This window comes from Pseudomonas sp. FP2294 (assembly GCF_030687625.1).
GTDB lineage: Bacteria > Pseudomonadota > Gammaproteobacteria > Pseudomonadales > Pseudomonadaceae > Aquipseudomonas > Aquipseudomonas shahriarae.
In genome coordinates this window covers 2,189,503-2,208,125 of the sequence record NZ_CP117441.1, presented here as the reverse complement: position 1 = coordinate 2,208,125, position 18,623 = coordinate 2,189,503, and the positions used below count along the sequence as shown (strand labels likewise).

The window sequence follows — 18,623 nt, the reverse complement described above, 5'->3', positions numbered from 1 at the left end:
ACCTCCTTGTTATGACAGTGCGACGGCGCCCGCGCGGTCCAGCGCCTTGAGTTGCCGTTCAAACGAGACAATCAGCAGCAACGCGGTAGCCGCCAGGCCTATCGCCAATCCGGCCCACACGCCGAAGATCCCGTAAGGACTGACGATGCCCAGCAGCCAGGCAGCGGGCAGCCCCACCAGCCAGTAGCCGAACAGGGAAATGCGCAGCGGTCCCGCCGTATCGCCGATGCCGCGCAGGATGCCGTTGCCGATGTTCTGGCTGGCGTCGAACACCTGCAGGACGATGGCAATCAACAAACCGGTGGTGGCCAGGCGCACCGCATCCAGGTTGTTGGCGTGCTCGGTGCTGATAAACAGGCCGATGACCTGTTCGGGTAGCAACGCGTAAGGAATGGCGAACAGCAACATGACCAGCACCCCAAGGCCCAGGCCCAGGCGTCCCAGTTGCCGCGCGCGCTGATACTGCCCGGTGCCGCAGGCCTCGCTGATATGGATCGAGGCGGCATGGGAGATGCCCGCAGAGAACATGAACACGATGTAGATGATCTGGTTAAGCACGGTCTGCGCCGCCAGCGCCTCCATGCCCAGGGTGCCGATCAGCAGGGTCAGTACGCTGAAGAACCCGGCCTCGCTGGCATAGGTCCCGGCAATCGGCAGCCCGAGCTTCCACACGGCCTTGATCGCCGCCGGCGAAAAGCGCAAGTGCGCCAGTTTGAAGTAACCGGCCAGGCGCCGATGGGTCAGTACCACCGCGAAGAACATCAGGAACGACAGCAGGAACACCACGGCGCTGGTGATCGCCACCCCCGCCAGCCCGTAGGCCGGGACGCCGAACTTGCCGAACACCAGCACGTAGTTGAGCGCCGCCGTGAGGAAGATCGACACCAGGGTGATCGCCAGCAACGGCCCGGGGAATTTCAGGCCCACGGTGAAGTGGCGCAGCGCCTGGAACCACAGGCAAGGCAGCAGGCCGGGAGCAATGATCAGCAGGAAGTCCATGGCATTGGCCACCACGCTGGCATCCTGGCCCAGCCAGGTCAGCGGCTGGCGCAACCCCAGCAACACTGCCATAAACACCAGGCCGCTGACGGTCGCCCAGAACAGCCCCGCCACCAGCAACGCCCGCACCTGGGCGTCATCGCCCCGGGCATTGGCCTGGGCCACCAGGTTGCTGACGCCGGTGACCAGCCCGGTGCCGGTGGTGCGCAACTGGTTGAACAGCGCGATGGCCAGGCCACCGGCTGCCAGCTCCTTGGCACCCAGCATGCCGAGCACCACGATGTCGATGGTGGTCAGGGCCACGTAGGCCAGGTTGGTGAGGATCAGGGGCAGCGCCAGCAACAGCAGAGCCCGGCTGTCGGCGCGCCAGGCGCCGGGTTGTGCGGCAGTCAGGCCGACCATAGTTGGACCCTCTGCCCACGGTTCTGCGTCAGGGCGCGGTCGGCCATCAGGCGCCCGAGGGCGACGTCGGTCACCACCATGCCGCTGTTGTAGGCGAACACCACATCGTCGGGATGGCGGCGTGCGGGTGCCAGGCCCAGGAGGATGTCCGGCAGCTCGGCGTCCACCGCGGGCAGGCTGCCGTCGGCGGCCGCCAGGTCGGCGCTGGTGACTTGCATCTGCGCGGTGTCGGTAGCAATGCGGTAGTCGGCGCCATGCAACACGTCGGCATCAATCCCATAGCCCACCAGCACCGCCACGGCGCCGGGCTTGAGCCAGGCACGCTGCACTTGCTGGCGCGCCGAAAGCCCGGCGACGCCAAGGATGATATCGGCCTCGCCAGCCGCCGCCGGCAGGTCATCGACCACCACCACATCGCGCAGCGGGTAGTGTTTGTGCAGGGTGTCTTGCACCGCGCGCAGGCCTTCAGCGTAGTGCCCGTAGACATACAAACGTTCCAGGTCCGGCATGGCCGCGAGCAACATGGGCAACGCCACCTGCCCCTGCACGCCGGTACCGACGACCAGGGCACTGCGGGCATTCGGGCAGGCGGCCCTGGCCATCAACGCCGAGGTGGCCGAGGTGCGCAACGGGCCGAGCTTGACCACGTCCATCAAGGCAATCGGGCGGCCGGTGCGGTCATCACACAGAAAGATAAACGAGTGGAATTGATAGGCATCGCGGGTGCGCTGCGGGTCATGCTCGTACACCACCTTGAAGCCCACGGTGTGGCTGGCGCCATCCCGGCCAACCATCGAGTAGCTGATGGAATGGCGGTCCATCGGTTCGACAATGGTCTTGAGCGGGTTCTGCGAGTCGCCGTTGCGCAAGGCCTTGTACGCCTGCTCGACTACCTGCAGCACTTCACGGTAACTCACCCCCAGGTCTTCGAGCGCCGCCTGGGGCAGCACCCATAGGTCGGCGGGGGCAGCGGGTTTATTCAAACTGTTCACTCGAGGCTCCTTGTTGAGTGGCTTTACGATTAAGCCAGGCTGTCCAGCTTCCAGCGCAGGTGTGGGTTACGCAGCTCCAGCACCACTTTGTGTGGCAAGGGCGCTTCGTGAAAAGGCGACTCGTTGGAGTCCATCTGATAGCCGGCGGTATTGAGGTAGATAAGTAAGTCACCCGCCTGGATCGGGTAATCAAAGGCGACTTTGCGCCAGGTCAGCATGTCCGACTCCAGGCAGGTGGCCCCGCCAATACACGCGACAAACGGCGACCGCGGCCGTGGCGAGGCCGGCAACAGCAGCGGGTCGGGTAGAAATTCGCTGTTGAACCACTGTTCGGAGAGGTTGAAGCTGCTGCCCTGCACAGTGACCTGGGCATAACCATCACTGGCCGTGCGGTCCTTGACGCCCTGCACGCGGAACACGCTGATACCGGCCTGGTCGAGCAAGGCGCGGCCGGGTTCGATAATCAGCCGCACGCCGTGCTCGATGACCTTTTGCGCCAGGCTCAGGCCGGGGCTGACGGGCGTGGCGAGGATATCGTCAAGGGCCTCGGCCCCCGCGCGCAGCGCGCCGTAGGGATAGAAGCCGGCGAAGCCCTTGTCGTTGTGATAGCGCTCGGCGCAGTCCTCGGCCAGAAAGGCCTGCCACTGCTCCGGGTCGACATAGCGCACGGCAAAGCCACCGCCCAGGTTGACCGTGCGGCAGTTGTCCAGCTCGCTGGCCCGGCACAGGTCGACCAAGTGGCTGGCGACGTGTGCACGCTGGGCGGTGTCGTAGCCGCCCAGATGAAACGAGAAGCCTTGCAAGTCCAGATTCGCCGCGTGCTGGCGGCAGAACACCAGGGCCTGGTCGCACTCCCGTGGGTTGAGGCCGAAACGACTATGGGCCTGGCTGCTGGGGCAATAGCGCAACAACAGACGCGCACGTTGGCGCAGGGATAGCGCCAATTGCTGGATACGCAGCAGCTCCTCCAACGAGTCCACCGCCAGCAGGCATTGATGACTCAGGCCCAGCCCAAGCAGCTGATCGCTCTTACGTGGCCCGGACACGCCGATATCAGTGCCAGCCACCCCACCCGCCAAGGCCTTTTGCAACTCACCGACGCTGGCCACATCCACGCCAATCGCACACTGCGCGCAGGCCTGGATAAAACAGTTGGCCTTGTTGGCCTTTTTCGCAAACAACACGCTGCCGCGCACCTGGGCCTGGGTAAAGCTGTGCTGGAAGGCTTCGACATTGGCGTGAAAAACCTGTGGGCACACCAGATGCAGCGGCGAGCCGAGGCCATCGACCAACTCGGTCAACGTGCCCGCGTGCCGCTCAAGCAGGCGCTCGACCCACAGGTGGCGCAGGCCGGGCAATGAACTGGAATACGTCATGGTTCTAGAACTCGAACTTGGCCGACAGGAACACTTCGCGCTCGCGCCCCACATCCAGCCCGCCCAGGTAATAGGCGCTGGCGTAGTAGTACTTGTTGGTCAGGTTCTTGCCGTGCAGGCGGTAGGTCACCGGGGTGTCCGCCAGTTTCGAGCGGTAGCTGATACCGGCGTCGAGCAAGGTGTAGCTTGGGATGTAGCCGCTGTTCTGCGCATCCACCGGGCGGCTGCCGACATAGCTGAGGGTGCTGTCCAACGATAGGCCAGGCACAGCGGCCACGGTGTACAGGGCACCGACCGCGCCTTTCCACTTGGGCACGTTCTCAGTGCGCTTGCCGTCCACGGTGACGTCATCCACATCTTCCATGCGCGTGGTCAGGTAGGCGGCGTTGGCGGTGAGGGTCAGGGCGTCGGTGACGCGATCGGACAGGGTCAGCTCGGCGCCACGGTGGTGGTATTCGCCGTTGCTCACATAGGTATTGCTGGTGTTCAGGTAACTGGCCTTGCGCCGGATATCGAATACCGCCAGGCCCAGGTTCAGGCGATCGTTAAGGTCCAGCTTCAGGCCCACCTCGTATTGCTGGGACTCGATGGCGTCGGTGGGCTGGTTGGCGTTGGTCGCGTGTTGGGGGGCGTAGTCGCCTTTTTCAAAGCCTTTGGAGTAGCTGACGTAAGTCATCACGCTGTCCCAGGGCCGGTAGATCAGCGCAGCGCTGGGCACGAACACGTCGTGGCTCTGCGAAGGTGCGGTGGCTGAGAGTTTATCCGCGCGGTACCAGATGTAACGCCCGCCCACCATCACCTGGAACTGTTCGGTGAGGGAAATCAGGTCGCTGGCGAAAACCGAGGTTTCCTTGATGGAGGACACAAAGTCCGTGGGCTGTTCCGAGCCGAAGTGCCACTTGGGCGGGTTGACCGGGTGACGGATATTACCCACCGAGACATCGCCAATGCCGATGCCTGGAGTGCCACTGTCGACCAAATCCCAGAACGGGCTGACGTCCTTGAACTGCTTGTAGCCGGTGCCGAAGAACACGTCGTGATAGATGTTGCCGGTGGCGAACTTGCCGGCCAGGTACGACTGCAGCGACCAGGTGCTGAACACTTCACCACGGGACACGTAAAAGTCGGCCGAGCCGATATCGCCGTTGGGCTTGATCCCGAACAGGTCGTTATAGCCGCCGTGGCGCTCGACCCGCGAGTAGTTGCCCTGGGTCACGGAGGTCCAGTTGTCATCCAGCTCGTATTCGAACTTGGCGTCGAGGTTGGCGCCTTCGGTCTGGTGACGGAACCAGGAGCCGGTCAATAGATCGCGGCGATTGACCTTGGGTGGCAGCACGTAGCTGGACGGGTCCAGAGGGTTGGCGCGGCCGCTCTGGTCGGCACGCAGCAATGGGTCGGCGACCGTGGACTTGCGCGACCAGTCGGCGTTCAACTGCAACAGGGCGCGGTCGCTCAGACGGAAGTCGGTGGCCAGGCCGATAAACTTGCGTTCCATGTCGCGGGCGTGGTCGAAGTCGCCGTTTTTCTCGTAGCCGGCATTCAGGCGATAACCAAAGGCGCCGTCGTTGAATGAATCGCTGGTATCAATCGCCACGTAGCGGCCGAGCAACGACGAGCCTTGCACGCTGACATTGAGCAGCGGCTCCAGGGTCGGGCGCTTGAGGATGTAGTTGATGGTGCCGCCCGGCGAGTTGAAACCGTAGAGGAAACCCGATGGGCCCTTGAGCACGTCGATGCGCTCGACGTTTTCCAGGGGTACGTCGTGGTGCGGGGCCAGGGTCAGGCCATCGCGGCGGATGGTGTTGAAGTTGTCCATGGCAAAGCCGCGCAGGCGGAAGTTGTCAAAGCCGCTGCCGCCCGACGAACTGAGCACCGAGGGGTCGAGGCTCAGCACATCCACGGCGGTGCGCGCGGAGCTGTCGGCGATGGTCTTGTTGGAATAACTCTGGATGGCCAGGGGGATTTCCATGGCGTCCTTGGCGCCGAAGCCACCGGCATTTACTTCCAGGGCCTTGTTCAGCGGCGCGCTGACTCGTATGGCTTCAAGCTCGGTGACCGATTCTTCGCGATCTTGCGCTGCAGCAGCAGGTAGGCCGGTGAGCGACGACACCAAGCCCACCGCCAAAAATGTGGGAAACCGCGGAGCTATCCCGTGCAACTGGTTCATCTGCAATCCCTTGAGCCGAAAATAAGCGGGGCGATCTCAAGCGCGACAACGCCTGAGAATCGTTATCAAGAGATACAATATAACGTTTCTTTTAAACTCACAATCGCACGATCATTCAATACTTGCTGCCGCGCTGCATTTAAGGTCTGGCCTTTCCCGGATCAACAGAGATAACGGACATGCCCTCCTATACCGCCGTCAACTTTGCGCACAAATACAGCCTGTTCAGCGAGCAATGGACACCCAAGGTCGTCGCGCAGATGAACGACTACCAATTCAAGGTGGTGAAGATCGAAGGGGATTTTGTCTGGCACAGCCACGCGGACACCGACGAGACCTTTATCGTCCTTGAGGGCGCGCTGCGCATTGATTTTCGCGATGGCGCGGTACAGCTCGGGGCTGGCGAGATGTTCGTGGTGCCCAAGGGCATCGAGCACAAACCGTATGCCGAGGGCGAGGTAAAGCTGCTGCTGGTCGAACCCTGCGGCGTGTTGAACACTGGCGATCAGGGCGGCGAACGGACCCAGCGCAATGATGTGTGGATCTAGATCACCACGTTGCGGATAAAGCGCACCGCCACTGGCCCGTCATTGCGATAGGCATGGGGCTGATGGCTGGGGAACATAAAGAACTCGCCAGCGGCGATGGTGGTTTCGACGTCACCCACCACCAGGGTCAGGCTGCCCTCGAACACGAACAACTGTTCGCTCCAGCCTTCCAGGTCGGGATCCGGGCAATAGTGGTCGCCCGGCTCCAGGCGCCACTCCCACAGTTCCACCTCCCGCCGGGCGCTGGCCTTGGCCAGTAACACGGCCTTGCTGCCATCTATTTCACCGGCCCAGGCCAGTTCGTTGATGCGGCTGTGGTCACGGGCATCAGGGGCCTGGATCAGGTCGCTGAAGGCCACGTCCAGGGCTTCGGCCACGCGGTCCAGGGTGGACAGGCTGACGTTCTTTTCACCGGCCTCGATGGCCACCAGCATACGCCGGCTGACTCCGGACTTTTCCGCCAGGGCTGTCTGGCTCAGTTCGGCCGCATGGCGCAGGCGTCGAACGTTCTGGCTGACGTGCTGCAGGACCGAGGCCCGTTGCGGATTTTCTTTGTGCACTATATTGCTCACTCGGTGGGGTTGCGCAGTATACTGCCCAGCTGCGGCGCATTGTGCGTTCCGCGCCCTTCCTGTGCAAGACCAGAGCCGCCATGACCACCTCGACCGCCTCCCCGCTGTTTTCCCGCTTCAGCAAAGCCGAATGCGTGCTGGTGCTGATCACCATGATCTGGGGCGGTACGTTTATCCTGGTGCAACACGCCATGACCGTCAGCGGGCCGATGTTCTTCGTCGGCTTGCGTTTTGCCGCAGCGGCGCTGGTGGTCGGCCTGTTTTCCTGGCGCAACCTGCGCAGCCTGACCCTGTTCGAGCTTAAGGCGGGCGCCTTTATCGGCACGGCGATCATGTTTGGCTACGGTCTGCAAACCATTGGTCTGCAGACCATCCTCAGCAGCCAGTCGGCGTTTATCACCGCGCTCTACGTGCCGTTTGTGCCGCTGCTGCAGTGGCTGGTGCTGGGGCGACGCCCGGGGTTGATGCCAAGCATCGGCATTATGCTGGCCTTCGCCGGCCTGATGCTGCTGACCGGCCCGGCCGGCGCATCACTGAATTTCAGCCCCGGGGAAATCGCCACGTTGATCGGCGCGATTGCGATTGCCGCCGAAATCATCCTGATCAGCGCTTATGCGGGCCAGGTGGATGTACGCCGGGTGACCGTGGTGCAACTGGCCACCGCCTCGCTGCTGTCGTTCCTGCTGGTAGTGCCCACCGGCGAGGCATTGCCGGGCTTTTCCTGGGTGTTGCTGTTCAGCGCCGTCGGCCTGGGCTTGACCAGTGCGGTGATCCAATTGGCGATGAACTGGGCGCAGAAAAGCGTCTCGCCGACCCGTGCCACCCTGATTTATGCCGGCGAGCCGGTGTGGGCCGGGGTGATCGGACGGATTGCCGGTGAGCGCTTCCCGCCGATGGCCATGGTGGGGGCGGTGTTGATTGTGGCGGCGGTGATTGTCAGTGAGATCAAGGCGCGAGAGCGAAAGCCCGTCTCCCTGTAGGAGCCCGCACCTACACCACGACAGATAGGCATTTACGGTCCATCTTGTAGGATCCTGCCACAGGTTGCCGTTTGGTAATCCGGTTTCCGGCACGTATGATGCATCCCAAACCACCGCAGATTAGAAGCCTATGTCCCTGATAGTTCTACTGCTTCTGCCTTTTATCGGCAGCTGTCTGGCGGCCTTGCTGCCGCACAACGCACGTAATACTGAATCCCTGCTGGCCGGCCTTGTGGCCCTGGTCGGTACTGTACAAGTCGCCCTGCTCTACCCCCAGATCGCCGACGGTGGCGTGATCCGCGAAGAATTCTCCTGGGTGCCCGGCCTGGGCCTGGACTTCGTGTTGCGCATGGATGGCTTTGCCTGGTTGTTCTCGATGCTGGTGTTGGGCATCGGTAGCCTGGTGTCTTTGTACGCCCGTTATTACATGTCGCCGAATGACCCGGTGCCGCGTTTCTTTGCGTTTTTCCTGGCGTTCATGGGCGCGATGCTCGGGTTGGTGATCTCCGGCAACCTGATCCAGATTGTGTTTTTCTGGGAACTGACCAGCCTGTTCTCGTTCCTGCTGATCGGCTATTGGCACCACCGTTCCGATGCGCGCCGGGGTGCCTACATGGCGCTGATGGTCACCGGTGCGGGTGGTTTGTGCCTGCTGGCGGGGGCCATGCTGCTCGGCCATGTCGTCGGCAGTTACGATCTGGACCAGGTGCTCGCCGCCGGTGACCAGATCCGTGCCCACTCCCTCTACCCCGTCCTGTTGACGCTGATCCTGATCGGCGCCCTGAGCAAAAGCGCGCAATTCCCCTTCCACTTCTGGCTCCCCCACGCCATGGCTGCACCGACCCCCGTGTCGGCCTACCTGCATTCGGCCACGATGGTGAAAGCCGGCGTGTTCCTGCTGGCCCGCCTGTGGCCCTCGCTGTCGGGTAGCGAAGAGTGGTTCTGGATGGTCGGCGGTGCCGGCGCCCTGACCCTATTGCTCGGCGCGTATTGCGCGATGTTCCAGAACGACCTCAAGGGCCTGTTGGCCTACTCCACCATCAGCCACCTGGGCCTGATCACCCTGCTACTGGGCCTCAACAGCCCGTTGGCCGCCGTCGCGGCCGTGTTCCATATCCTTAACCACGCCACGTTCAAGGCCTCGCTGTTCATGGCCGCCGGCATCATCGACCACGAAAGCGGCACCCGTGATATCCGCAAGCTCAGCGGCCTGGTGCGCCTGATCCCGTTTACCGCGACCCTGGCCATGGTTGCCAGCGCCTCCATGGCCGGGGTGCCGTTGCTCAACGGTTTCCTGTCCAAAGAGATGTTCTTCGCCGAAACCGTGTTTATCTCCTCGACCCAGTGGGTAGAAATCGCCCTGCCGGTGATTGCGACCATCGCCGGCACCTTCAGCGTGGCCTATGCCTTGCGCTTCACCGTGGATGTATTCTTCGGCCCGGCCGCCACCGACCTGCCGCACACGCCCCACGAACCGCCACGCTGGATGCGTGCGCCGGTCGAGCTGCTGGTGTTTACCTGCCTGCTGGTGGGGATCTTCCCGGCCCAGGTGGTGGGCTCGATCCTCGCCGCCGCTGCCCTGCCGGTGGTCGGCGGCGTGTTGCCCGAGTACAGCCTGGCGATCTGGCACGGCTGGAACGCGCCGATGATCATGAGCCTGGTGGCCATGACCGGCGGTGTGGTCCTGTACCTGCTGCTGCGCAAGCAACTCAAGCGCGGGCGCTTCAAGTACCCGCCGATCATCAGCTACTTCAACGGCAAGCGCATGTTCGAGCGCTGCCTGGTGGTGATGATGCGTGGCGTGCGCAAGATCGAGAAACACATCAGCACCAAGCGCCTGCAGACCCAGTTGTTCCTACTGGTGCTGGTGGCGGTGATTGCCGGGATGATCCCCATGCTGGGCAGCAGCCTGAGCTGGGGCGACCGGCCGAAAATCCCGGGTTCCATCGTGTTCGTCACCCTGTGGCTGTTGGCGATCGCCTGCGCCCTGGGCGCCGCCTGGCAAGCCAAGTACCACCGGCTGGCAGCCCTGACCATGGTCAGCGTGTGCGGCCTGATGACCTGCGTGACTTTTGTCTGGTTCTCCGCACCGGACCTGGCATTGACGCAACTGGTGGTCGAGGTGGTGACGACGGTCCTGATCCTGCTGGGCCTGCGCTGGCTGCCACGGCGGATCGAAGAAGTCTCGCCACTCCCGAGTTCGTTGCGCAAGGCGCGCATCCGACGCTTGCGCGACTTGCTGCTGTCGACCGTGGTCGGTGGCGGCATGGCGCTGCTGTCTTACGCGATGCTGACGCGCCAGACCCCCAACGATATTTCCTCGTTCTACCTCAGCCGCGCCCTGCCTGAAGGCGGCGGCAGCAATGTGGTGAATGTGATGCTCGTCGACTTCCGGGGCTTCGATACCCTGGGCGAGATCACTGTGCTGGGCGCCGTAGCCCTGACCGTCTATGCGCTGCTACGCCGCTTCCGTCCGCCCAAGGAAAGCGAGCAACTGCCCGCGCAACAGCGGCTGTTGGCGCCGGACGTGGACACCGATCTGGTCAACCCACGCCAGGCCAGCGACACCGCCCTGGGCTTTATGATGGTGCCCGCGGTGCTGGTGCGCCTGCTGCTGCCGATTGCCCTGGTGGTGTCGTTCTACCTGTTTATGCGCGGCCACAACCAGCCGGGCGGCGGCTTTGTCGCCGGGCTGGTGATGTCGGTGGCGTTTATCCTGCAATACATGGTCGCCGGTACCCAGTGGGTCGAGGCGCAGATGAACCTGCGGCCGATGCGCTGGATGGGCTTTGGCTTGCTGTCGGCGACACTGACCGGACTGGGGGCGCTGTTCTTCGGCTACCCGTTCCTCACCACCCACACCCTGCACTTGAGCTTGCCGGTGCTGGGCGACATCCATATCGCCAGCGCGCTGTTCTTCGACGTCGGCGTGTACGCCATGGTGGTCGGCTCGACCCTGCTGATGCTCACCGCCCTCGGCCACCAATCGGTACGGGCCCATAAACCCGGCAACCAGGCGAAAGCCGCCGCCACGCCACCACAAGGAGCTGCTGCCTGATGGAAGAAGTCATCGCAATTGCCATTGGGGTCCTGGCGGCCTCCGGCGTCTGGCTGGTGCTGCGGCCACGGACGTTCCAGGTGGTGATGGGCCTGTGCCTGTTGTCCTATGGGGTCAACCTGTTCATCTTCAGCATGGGCAGCCTGTTTATCGGCAAGGAGCCGATCATCAAGGACGGTGTGCCCCAGGACCTGCTCAATTACACCGATCCCCTGCCCCAGGCCCTGGTGCTGACGGCGATTGTGATCAGCTTCGCCATGACCGCGCTGTTCCTGGTGGTGCTGCTGGCGTCCCGAGGCCTGACCGGCACTGACCATGTGGACGGCCGGGAGCCCAAGGAATGAGCTGGATGAACCAACTGATCATCGCGCCGATCCTGCTGCCGCTGCTGACCGCTGCGCTGATGATGATGCTGGGCGAGAAACACCGCCCGCTCAAGGCCAAGATCAACCTGCTGTCGAGCATGACCGGCCTGGGCATCGCGATGTTGATGCTGTACTGGACGCAAAAAGGCGGCCCTGCCTCCATTGGCGTGTACCTGCCGGGCAACTGGCAGGTGCCGTTTGGCATCGTGCTGGTGGTGGACCAGTTGTCGGCCCTGATGCTGGTGCTCACCGGGATCATCGGCGTCAGCGCCCTGCTGTTCGCCATGGCCCGTTGGGACCGCGCCGGCACCAGCTTCCATGCGTTGTTCCAGATCCAGTTGATGGGCCTCTACGGGGCCTTCCTCACCGCCGACCTGTTCAACCTGTTCGTGTTCTTCGAGGTGCTGCTGGCTGCGTCCTACGGCCTGATGCTGCACGGTTCGGGCCGGGCGCGGGTGTCGTCGGGGCTGCATTACGTCTCGATCAACCTGCTGGCTTCATCGCTGTTCCTGATTGGCGCGGCGCTGATCTACGGGGTCACCGGCACCCTGAATTTCGCTGACCTGGCGCTGAAGATCCCGCTGGTGCCAGAAGCCGATCGCGGTCTGCTGCATGCCGGCGCGGCGATCCTCGCCACGGCGTTCCTGGCCAAGGCCGGGATGTGGCCGCTGAATTTCTGGCTGGCGCCGGCTTACTCCTCGGCCAGTGCGCCGGTGGCGGCGATGTTTGCGATCATGACCAAGGTCGGCGTGTACACCGTGTTGCGCCTGTGGACCCTGCTGTTTTCCGGGCAGGCCGGCGCCTCGGCGCTGTTTGGCGGTGACTGGCTGGTGTACGGCGGCATGGCCACCATCCTCTGCGCCGCCCTGGCGATGCTTGCCGCCCAACGCCTGGAGCGCATGGCCAGCCTGAGTATCCTGGTCTCGGCCGGCATCCTCCTGTCGGCGGTGGGTTTTGCCCAGCCCAACCTGACCGCCGGCGCGCTGTTTTACCTGGTCAGCTCGACCCTGGCCCTGAGCGCGCTGTTCCTGCTGGCGGAACTGATCGAACGCTCGCGCTCGGCCAATGAGCTACCTCTGGACGATGAAATCGAAGTGTTGCCACCGCCGGTGGAATCCCTGCATCCACCCAGGGGCACCAACCTCGACGATGAGCAAAAGGCCGTAGTCGGCCAGGTCATCCCGTGGACCATGGCCTTCCTCGGCCTGAGCTTTATAGCCTGCGCCCTGCTGATCATCGGCATGCCGCCGCTGTCAGGCTTTATCGGCAAGCTCAGCCTGCTCAGTGCGCTGGTCAACCCCCTGGGCCTGGGCCATGCCGTGACGGAGCCGATCCGCCCGGCAGCCTGGGGCCTGTTCGCGCTGCTGATCTTCTCGGGCCTGGCCTCGCTGATCGCCTTTGCGCGGCTGGGCATCCAGCGCTTCTGGACCCCGGAAGAACGGCCTTCGCCGCTGCTGCGCCGCTTTGAGTGCATACCGATCTTCGTCTTGCTCGGCCTGGCGATTGGCCTGACCTTCAAGGCAGAAATGCTCATGCGCTTTACCCAGGACACCGCCAACAGCCTGAACAACCCCGAGCACTACGTGATGGCCGTCATGGCCACCCGCCCGGTGCCGGGCCCGCAAGCCCAGGCCGCCGCCGTGGAGGTGCAGCCATGAAACGCCTGTTTCCTGCCCCGTGGCTGTCATTGGCACTGTGGGTGCTGTGGCTGGTGCTGAACCTGTCGATCAGCCCCGGCAACCTGCTGCTGGGGGCGATCCTTGGCTTCCTCGCACCGCTGATGATGGCGCCGCTGCGCCCGCTGCCGGTACGGATCCGTCGCCCAGGGGTGATCATTCGCCTGTTCTTCCTGGTCGGCCGCGATGTCTTCATCTCCAACCTGCACGTGGCCTGGGGCGTCTTGACCTGCGGCTCGCGGCCGCCGCGCTCGCGCTTTGTAAAAATCCCCCTGGACCTGCGCGACGCCAACGGCCTGGCTGTGCTGTCGATGATCACCAGCGTGACCCCCGGTACCGTGTGGTCGGAACTGGCCCTGGACCGTAGCATCCTGTTGCTGCACGTGTTCGACCTGGATGACGACGCGCAGTTTATCGAGCACTTCAAGCAGGCCTACGAGCGGCCCCTGATGGAGATCTTCGAATGAGTGCCCTGCTCGCCAATGCGATCCTGCTCAGCCTGTTCCTGTTTTCCCTGGCCATGGTCCTGACCCTGGTGCGCCTGTTCAAGGGTCCTTCGGCCCAGGACCGGGTCCTGGCCCTGGATTACCTGTATATCCTGGCCATGTTGATGATGTTGGTGCTGGGCATACGCTATGCCAGTGACACCTACTTCGAAGCGGCACTGTTGATTGCGCTATTCGGCTTTGTCGGCTCGTTTGCCTTGGCCAAATTCCTGCTGCGTGGGGAGGTGATCGAATGATCAATGTCAGTGAACTGCCACTGTGGGTAGAAATCCTCGTGGCGATCCTGCTGGTGCTCAGCAGCCTGTTTGCGCTGATTGGCGCGCTAGGCCTGTTGCGCATGAAGGATTTTTTCCAGCGCATGCACCCGCCTGCACTGGCCTCGACCCTGGGCGCCTGGTGCGTGGCGCTGGCGTCGATTATCTACTTCTCGACCCTCAAGTCCGGGCCGGTGCTGCATGGCTGGCTGATCCCGATCCTGCTGTCGATCACCGTACCGGTGACCACCTTGTTGCTGGCGCGCACGTCGCTGTTCCGCAAGCGCATGGCGGGGGAAAATGTACCGGCCGAGGTCAGCAGCCGCAGGACTGACAGCGGTAGCTGATCCCTCTGAATATACGCGCCAAACAATGTGGGAGCGGGCTTGCTCGCTCCCACATTTGGCCCTGCATACCGTCAATCAGGCCCAGGCCACGACCAACAGCCCAGTCCCCAGCATCAGGCACAGCGGCGAATAGAAAAACGTATCCAGCCGCGCAAACCGCGACCCGCCGACTTTCTTGAAGAACCCCACCAGCTCCGAATCACCAATCGCCCGCGCAAACATGATCAAGGCAATCGCGCTGATCCCCCACTGCAGGGCCTGATGCCCCACTGGCTGGAAAAACAGCCCCGCCCGCAGGCTTACCAACAAGGCAATCAGCACCAACCCCACCGCCACCAGGAAGGTGCCCAGCGCTGACGGTTTGAACGCCGGTCGCGGCCCGCTGGCGAACTCGCCGGGCAGTTGCGGGATCGCCGCCGTACTGCCTAGCTTGCCGCCTGCGGCCCAGTACACATGGACCATGCTGATAAACGTAAAGACCCCGACGACCCACCTCGCAATAACAAAGCTCATGGCTGGACACCCCTGGAAAAGTGCGAAAGAGGATAGTCCCTTTCAGATTTTTTGCAGGGATTTTGTCGTCTGATGCTAAAGTGCCGGCCATGAAACTCGCCCGTGCCGACCGCTCGTTGATTGCCTGGATGCTCTATGGCTGCGTCCTGTTCAACGTGTTCGCCTGCAGTATTGGTCATGGGCAAATGGTCGGCATGCAGCTCAACGGCATTGGCGGCCAGTTCTGTACGGTAGACCCACGCACCCAGGCGCCAGCCCCCGTCAATACGGGCGATGAGTCGCTGCCCACGCTGTCCAAGGCCTTCGGTTGCCCGCTGTGTTCCACCGGCGGCATGGGCCCGGCGCTGAACTCCAGCCTTAACGTCGCGGTCCTTCCCCAGCCCCATGCGCCACCTCCGGCGGTGGTGCTCACCGCTGACATTCCCACCCGTTTTACCTGGCCTGCGGCTAATCCGCGCGCCCCGCCCGCCTACGCCTGATACCTGCGCTTTTTGATCCGCACACCGCGCAGCTTCCCCCCGGAAGCGCGGACGGCTGTGCGCTGCTTCCAAGCCCTGCTTTTCAGGATTTACCGATGAAACATTTACCTCTACTGGCGGGCCTGTTCGGCTGCCTGCCTTTCAGCGCCTGGGCCCTTGAGCTGGCCCCCACCACCATTGACGGCGCCGCCACCAACGAGCCTGGCCTGGCCCTGGACCAATCCAGCGGCATGGCCTCGCGCCTGGGCCTGAGCGTGCGGGAAACCCCGGCTTCGATCAGCATCGCCGACCGCCACGATATCGAACGCCGTGGCGCCAAAACCTTCCAGGATGCGGCCAACACCCTGCCTGGGGTCAACGCCAGTGCGCCGCCGGGGTTTGGCGGGTTTATCTCCTACCGGGGCTTTACCAGCAGCCAGATCACCCAGATGTTCAACGGCATCAACGTCGCCAGTGGCCTGGCGCGACCGGTGGATGCCTGGATTTATGACCGGGTGGAACTGGTGGGCGGCCCCTCCTCGCTGATCAACGGTGCCGGCTCCGTGGGCGGTTCGCTGAACTACGTGACCAAGCTGGCCAACCGCGAAGAACAGGCCGTCGAAGGCCAGATCAACTACGGCAGCTACGACACCACCGGCATCGCCCTGGGCCTCAACCACGCCCTAACCGAGCCCGGCGCCGAGGTCCAGCACTATGCGCGCCTGGATGTCAGCCGCAACACCAACCACACCCATATCGACCGCCAGCAACGGGAGTCCTGGAGCGTGGCGTTTTCCCTGCTCAGCGACCTGACGCCCAACCTGTCCCACACTCTGGCCCTGGAATACCAGGACGAACACGAAGACAGCCCGTACTGGGGCACCCCGGTGCTCAACCCCAAGGCCGGCGAGCTGAAGATCGACAAGCACAACCGTTTCAACAACTACAACGTCGCCGATGGCCGCTACGAACAACGCACGATCTGGGCCCGCTCGATCATCGACTATCGGATCAACGACAGCACCACCCTGCGCAACACCCTCTACCACCTGGACAGCCAGCGCGACTACCGCAACCTGGAGACCTACCAGTACAGCCCAGACAACCGCGTGGTGAACCGTTCGACGGCCTATCAGGTACGGCATCAGGGCGAACAGAACGGCAACCAGTTCGAGCTGCGCCATGACAGCAGTGTGTTCGGCCTGGCCACTACCTGGTCCGGCGGTTTCGAATACAAGGTCAACAGCACCACCAACAGCCCGTTGAACGTATCCCCCAAGAACGCGGTGGACCCCAACCACTACGATCCGGGGCATTTCTACGACCTGCCCGGCACCCGGCCCGGCTTTATCAAGGACAAGACCACCGACGTGACGACCAAGGCGCTGTTTGTCGAAAACCGCCTGGGCCTGACCGACACGCTGTCGCTGCTGACCGGCCTGCGTTATGACGCCATCGATCTGGACGTGACCAGCCACCGCGACAACCTGGGTAACGTCAAGCGCCGTTGGGAGCCGGTCACCGGGCGGGTGGGCCTGACCTACCAGTTCATCCCGTCGGCCAATGTCTACGTGCAATACAGCACCGCCGCCGAACAGCCCACCAGCACCACCCAGGTGTTTGATGTCTCCACCGGCAAGCAATGGGAAGTGGGTAGCAAGTTCGATTATCTGGACGGGCGTGGTTCAGCCACCGTGGCCGCTTACCACATCGAGCGCAAAGACTTTGCCGTGACCGATCCACAAGACCCCACCCGCAGCATTGCGGTGGGTGCGCAGTCGTCCAAGGGCATCGAGCTGGCCAGCTCATTGCGCATCACCCCCAAGCTATTGGCGGAAGGCAACTTCGCCTGGGTCGACGCGCAATACGATGACTTCAACGAGAAAACCGCCAGCGGCGCAGTGGTGTCGCGCAAGGGCAATACACCGACCAACGTACCGAAACGGGTGGGCAACCTGTGGCTGACCTATGACATCGCCCCCGCCTGGCAAGGTGGCGTAGACGCGCGGTACGTGGCGCAGGTGTATGCCGACAATGCCAATACCCTGACGGTGCCGGCGTATACCCTGTTTGGCACGTTCCTGACCTATAAGGTCGATCAACACACCTCGGTGACGGGCCGGGTGCGCAACCTGACCAATGAGGTGTATGCGCAGTTTGCCCATGTGTCGCCAGCGTATTACCTGGGCTCGCCGCGCACCTTTGAATTGGCCGTGCAGACCCAGTTCTAAGGCTGGAATGCAGTTAAAACTGTGGGAGCGGGCTTGCCCGCGATGGCTGAGTGTCAGTCAATACATTGGCTGCCGAACCACCGCTATCGCGGGCAAGCCCGCTCCCACACAAGCCCGCGCCCACAGTTTGATCCTCATATGAAAGGTTATTTGAGGCTGGCCTCGACCTTTGCAGCCACTTCCTCCGTCAACCAGGCCTTCCACACCTGCGGGTGATCCTTGAGAAACGCCTGCGCCACTTCACGGGGCGGAGTGTGTTTCTCGCTCATCGTCGCCAGGGCCTGATTGAGCGGGCCAATCGGAAAGTCGACTTTTTCAAAGAACTGCGCAATCTGCGGATACTGCTGCTGGAACGGCGTGGACACGCCAATGCTCAGCTTGGACGCCAACGAACGCGTGGGCTTGGGGTTGGGGTTGTCGGCATCGGTCAGGGTCTTCCAGGCCTCGGCGTCGAACGCCGGCTCCTCCAGCTGGACCAACTTGTAACGCCCCATCAAGGGGGTTGGCGACCAGTAGTAGAACAGGATCGGCTTGCCACGGCGGATCGACGAGGCAATCTCGGCATCCAGCGCCGCGCCTGAACCGCTGCGAAAGTTGACGTAGCTGTCGTCCAGGCCGTAAGCCTTGAGTTTTTGCTTATTGACCACTTCCGAGGTCCAGCCGATGGGGCTGTTGAGGAACCGCCCCTTGCCCGGGGCTTCCGGGTCCGCGAACACGTCCTTGTAGCGCACCAGGTCCTTTACGCTACGCAGCTCAGGTGCCAGCGGCGCAATGCCCTTGTCCGGGTCGCCCTTGACCACGTATTCCGGCACCCACCAGCCTTCGGTCGCACCCTTGACGGTATCTCCCAGGCCAACCACCTTGCCTTCGGCTTGCGCCTTGATCCACACCGGGCTGCGGCCCGCCCACTCCTCGCCAATCACCTGGATATCATTTTTCGCCAGGGCGGTTTCCAGGGTAATGGTGGTTCCGGGCAAGGTGTCGGTGGGTAAATCGTAGCCTTTCTCGACAATAAACCGCAGAACTTCGGTGATCAGGCTGCCACTTTCCCAATTCAGGTCGGCAAAGTGAATGGGCGCCTGGGCAGCCGCTACCGGTGCGGCCGCCATCGACAGGCCCAGGGTGGTAATGGACGCTGCCAACAGCGCGCGAATTGCTTTCATGCCTTTGAACCTCGTG

Annotated in this window: 17 protein-coding genes; 10 read left to right on the top strand and 7 right to left on the bottom strand. The window is 63.0% G+C overall.

The features are described 5' to 3' along the window. Positions 1-9: 9 nt before the first annotated feature. The 4 genes from PSH73_RS09760 to PSH73_RS09745 are packed head-to-tail and all read right to left on the bottom strand — an operon-like array spanning position 10 to position 5,879. Positions 10-1,401, bottom strand: a complete 1,392-nt coding sequence (locus PSH73_RS09760) for an MATE family efflux transporter (protein WP_120732556.1) — start codon at positions 1,399-1,401, stop codon at positions 10-12. Then, complete coding sequence (locus PSH73_RS09755) at positions 1,389-2,393, bottom strand: hypothetical protein (protein WP_198792323.1); 1,005 nt, start codon at positions 2,391-2,393, stop codon at positions 1,389-1,391. Before PSH73_RS09755 ends, PSH73_RS09760 begins: the two co-directional genes overlap by 13 nt. Before the next feature lie 29 nt (positions 2,394-2,422). Then, a complete protein-coding gene (locus PSH73_RS09750; protein ID WP_076965183.1) occupies positions 2,423-3,769 on the bottom strand; it encodes an alanine racemase in 1,347 nt (448 codons plus the stop codon). Positions 3,770-3,773: 4 nt separating this feature from the next. Then, on the bottom strand, positions 3,774-5,879 hold the full coding sequence (locus PSH73_RS09745; protein WP_159439762.1) for a TonB-dependent siderophore receptor: 2,106 nt from the start codon (positions 5,877-5,879) through the stop codon (positions 3,774-3,776). A gap of 236 nt (positions 5,880-6,115) precedes the next feature. Here PSH73_RS09745 and PSH73_RS09740 point away from each other — a divergent pair, with 236 nt between their 5' ends. Then, positions 6,116-6,484, top strand: a complete 369-nt coding sequence (locus PSH73_RS09740) for a cupin domain-containing protein (RefSeq protein ID WP_057959213.1) — start codon at positions 6,116-6,118, stop codon at positions 6,482-6,484. Here the strand turns inward: PSH73_RS09740 and PSH73_RS09735 are convergent. After that, positions 6,481-7,044 carry a helix-turn-helix domain-containing protein gene (locus PSH73_RS09735; protein WP_057959212.1) on the bottom strand — a complete coding sequence of 188 codons (564 nt, stop codon included), beginning with the start codon at positions 7,042-7,044 and terminating at the stop codon, positions 6,481-6,483. The two genes, PSH73_RS09740 and PSH73_RS09735, sit on opposite strands and share 4 nt — an antisense overlap. A gap of 92 nt (positions 7,045-7,136) precedes the next feature. Here PSH73_RS09735 and PSH73_RS09730 point away from each other — a divergent pair, with 92 nt between their 5' ends. From PSH73_RS09730 to PSH73_RS09700, 7 genes are all read left to right on the top strand, one after another. Next, positions 7,137-8,036, top strand: a complete 900-nt coding sequence (locus PSH73_RS09730) for a DMT family transporter (RefSeq protein ID WP_057959211.1) — start codon at positions 7,137-7,139, stop codon at positions 8,034-8,036. A gap of 130 nt (positions 8,037-8,166) precedes the next feature. Further along, a complete protein-coding gene (locus tag PSH73_RS09725) occupies positions 8,167-11,094 on the top strand; it encodes a monovalent cation/H+ antiporter subunit A (RefSeq protein ID WP_216312531.1) in 2,928 nt (975 codons plus the stop codon). Beyond that, positions 11,094-11,438 (top strand): Na+/H+ antiporter subunit C, encoded by a 345-nt coding sequence (locus PSH73_RS09720; RefSeq protein ID WP_005789164.1) that lies wholly within the window; start codon positions 11,094-11,096, stop codon positions 11,436-11,438. Before PSH73_RS09725 ends, PSH73_RS09720 begins: the two co-directional genes overlap by 1 nt. Next, on the top strand, positions 11,435-13,117 hold the full coding sequence (locus tag PSH73_RS09715; RefSeq protein ID WP_057959209.1) for a monovalent cation/H+ antiporter subunit D: 1,683 nt from the start codon (positions 11,435-11,437) through the stop codon (positions 13,115-13,117). The genes PSH73_RS09720 and PSH73_RS09715 overlap by 4 nt, the downstream gene beginning before the upstream one ends. Continuing rightward, on the top strand, positions 13,114-13,602 hold the full coding sequence (locus tag PSH73_RS09710; RefSeq protein ID WP_057959208.1) for a Na+/H+ antiporter subunit E: 489 nt from the start codon (positions 13,114-13,116) through the stop codon (positions 13,600-13,602). Before PSH73_RS09715 ends, PSH73_RS09710 begins: the two co-directional genes overlap by 4 nt. After that, positions 13,599-13,877, top strand: coding sequence for a K+/H+ antiporter subunit F (locus PSH73_RS09705; RefSeq protein ID WP_038440496.1), 279 nt, complete (start codon positions 13,599-13,601; stop codon positions 13,875-13,877). The genes PSH73_RS09710 and PSH73_RS09705 overlap by 4 nt, the downstream gene beginning before the upstream one ends. After that, on the top strand, positions 13,874-14,242 hold the full coding sequence (locus PSH73_RS09700) for a Na+/H+ antiporter subunit G (protein ID WP_057959207.1): 369 nt from the start codon (positions 13,874-13,876) through the stop codon (positions 14,240-14,242). Before PSH73_RS09705 ends, PSH73_RS09700 begins: the two co-directional genes overlap by 4 nt. A gap of 75 nt (positions 14,243-14,317) precedes the next feature. On the opposite strand, the gene PSH73_RS09695 is transcribed toward PSH73_RS09700, so the two are convergent. After that, on the bottom strand, positions 14,318-14,755 hold the full coding sequence (locus tag PSH73_RS09695) for a DUF3995 domain-containing protein (protein WP_057959206.1): 438 nt from the start codon (positions 14,753-14,755) through the stop codon (positions 14,318-14,320). Positions 14,756-14,844: 89 nt separating this feature from the next. On the opposite strand from PSH73_RS09695, the gene PSH73_RS09690 reads away from it, so the two are divergent. Together PSH73_RS09690 and PSH73_RS09685 are read left to right on the top strand one after the other, a co-directional pair. Next, positions 14,845-15,234, top strand: a complete 390-nt coding sequence (locus PSH73_RS09690) for a DUF2946 family protein (RefSeq protein WP_057439055.1) — start codon at positions 14,845-14,847, stop codon at positions 15,232-15,234. Between the two features lie 95 nt (positions 15,235-15,329). After that, positions 15,330-17,444, top strand: coding sequence for a TonB-dependent siderophore receptor (locus PSH73_RS09685; RefSeq protein ID WP_057959205.1), 2,115 nt, complete (start codon positions 15,330-15,332; stop codon positions 17,442-17,444). A 146-nt stretch (positions 17,445-17,590) separates the two neighbouring features. Here the strand turns inward: PSH73_RS09685 and PSH73_RS09680 are convergent, their stop codons facing one another. Further along, positions 17,591-18,607, bottom strand: coding sequence for an ABC transporter substrate-binding protein (locus tag PSH73_RS09680; protein ID WP_200656895.1), 1,017 nt, complete (start codon positions 18,605-18,607; stop codon positions 17,591-17,593). Between the last annotated feature and the right edge of the window lie 16 nt (positions 18,608-18,623).